Below are 2040 nucleotides of genomic sequence, written 5' to 3'. Positions count from 1 at the left end.
TCGGTATGACGCATGAAGGCGAAGGGGTAGGCCGGGTAGAGGGCTTTACCCTTTTTGTGCAGGGAGCGCTTCCCGGAGAGAAGGTCCGGGCCAAGGTGCTCAAGACAAAGAAGCAGTATGGATACGCCAAGCTGCTGGAGCTTATGGAGGCAAGCGCCGCCCGCATCGCGCCGCCCTGCCCGATCTATGACCAATGCGGCGGCTGCCAGCTTCAGCATATGGACTATGCCGCGCAGCTAAAGTGGAAGCGGCAGCTTGTGGTGGACAACCTGGAGCGGATCGGCAAGCTGGCTGTGGCAGAGGAGGAGGCGGACGGAGCGCCGCAGGGTGAGCGGGAGCGGAACAGGGAGCCGGTGGACGAGCCGAAGCTTAGCGGGGGGCCGGGCAAGGCTGGCGATGGTGAAGTGGCCCGGAAGCTGCTGGCTGAACGGAAGCGGATTGGAGAGCCGGATGAGGCTGGCGGTGTAGCGGGCGGGAAGCTGCCAGTTGAACGGAGGCAGGTCGGGGAGCCGGGCGAGGCTGGCGGAGAGGGGGATATGAAGCTGCCGGAGAAGGCGCCCGGGGGAGCCGATTCGACGGACGGCGATGCAGGGAGTGCGGTTTTGCTGGCCGGGTCCGCCCGCCGCAGCGGAATCGTGGTGCTCCCGACGCTCGGGATGGACGAGCCGTGGCGCTACCGCAACAAGGCGCAGGTGCCGATTGGCGTAACCGACGGCGGACTGGTTGGCGGCTTTTACGCTCGCGGCAGCCACCGGATCATCGACATGGAGACCTGTCTGATTCAGCATGAGCATAACGATGAAGTTGTCCGGCGGGTTAAGGTCATCGGACGGGAGCTTGGCATCACCGCTTATAATGAAGAGACCGGACGCGGATTGCTGCGCCATGTCGTTGTGAAGAAGGCGTTCCGCACAGGTGAGATGATGCTGGTGCTGGTGACGAGTGGACGGGATATCCCGCATGTTGACGCGTGGATCGGCAGCATCCGCGAGCAATTGCCGGAGGTGGCAAGCATTTGCCAGAACGTCAATACGCAGCGGACGAACGTGATCTTTGGCGGCGAGACCCGTGTACTGTGGGGCAGAGACGTTATTTATGACTATATCGGGGATGTGCAGTTTGCCATTTCGGCCCGGTCTTTTTACCAGGTCAATCCCGCTCAGACCGAAGTCCTGTACGGCAAAACCGTGGAGTATGCGGGGCTGACGGGCAGAGAAACCGTGATCGACGCCTACTGCGGCATCGGCACGATCTCGCTGTTCCTCGCGCAGCATGCGGCGCGGGTGTACGGCGTTGAGATCGTTCCCGAAGCCATCGAGGATGCGCGGGCGAACGCGAAGCTTAACGACATGAACAATGTCGTGTTCGAGGTCGGAGCGTCCGAGGACGTCATTCCAAACTGGAAAGAGCAGGGCATCACCGCCGACGTCATCGTCGTTGACCCCCCGCGCAAAGGCTGCGACCCCCGCCTGCTGGAGACGATCCTGGAAATGAAGCCGGAGCGTGTAGTGTATGTGTCCTGCAACCCGTCGACCCTGGCGAGGGATTTGCGGGTGCTGGAGGACGGAGGATACCGGACCGTGGAGGTGCAGCCGGTGGATATGTTTCCGTGGACGGTGCACGTGGAGTGCTGTGTGTTGCTGGTGAGGGAATAGTGTTAAAGGCCACATTTCTGTTTATTAATGCCACATAGCCCGAAGCTTCTTGAGTTCAGGCTATATTTGTTATAACCCAAGCAATTAATTGAGCGCAGGGTATTCGATGAGGCTTCCATTCAGTAGTAGAAGATAATGTTTTGTACAATCATTGGCAGGGTTGATGTTCGTCCGAACGATATCAAGTTTGCCGGTGTAGAGGTGTGCGGTCTGGTGGATTCGGAAAAGGTGCTTGAGTAAGGTATATAGAACTAGATTAAGATGAGGCTCCTGCCGCTTGTGGGGGGCTTTTTGTTTGTCGAAATTGGAAAAAATTTCTGGATTTCAAAGTGGAAATAGGCTATCATTACAGGCCTGTTGATTACCCAAATCATGTAAATGGAGT

General features: G+C 58.3%; 1 protein-coding gene. It reads left to right on the top strand.

The features are described 5' to 3' along the window. Window positions 1-1655: 23S rRNA (uracil(1939)-C(5))-methyltransferase RlmD (rlmD, locus tag L692_RS0114825; protein ID WP_036723811.1), on the top strand; the 1655-nt coding region annotated here is incomplete at its 5' end. Window positions 1656-2040: the final 385 nt, after the last annotated feature.

Source organism: Paenibacillus forsythiae T98 (assembly GCF_000520735.1).
Classification (GTDB): Bacteria; Bacillota; Bacilli; order Paenibacillales; family Paenibacillaceae; genus Paenibacillus_AQ; species Paenibacillus_AQ forsythiae.
The sequence above is the reverse complement of the archived record's forward strand: the minus strand, read 5'-3'. Positions and strand labels throughout refer to the sequence as shown.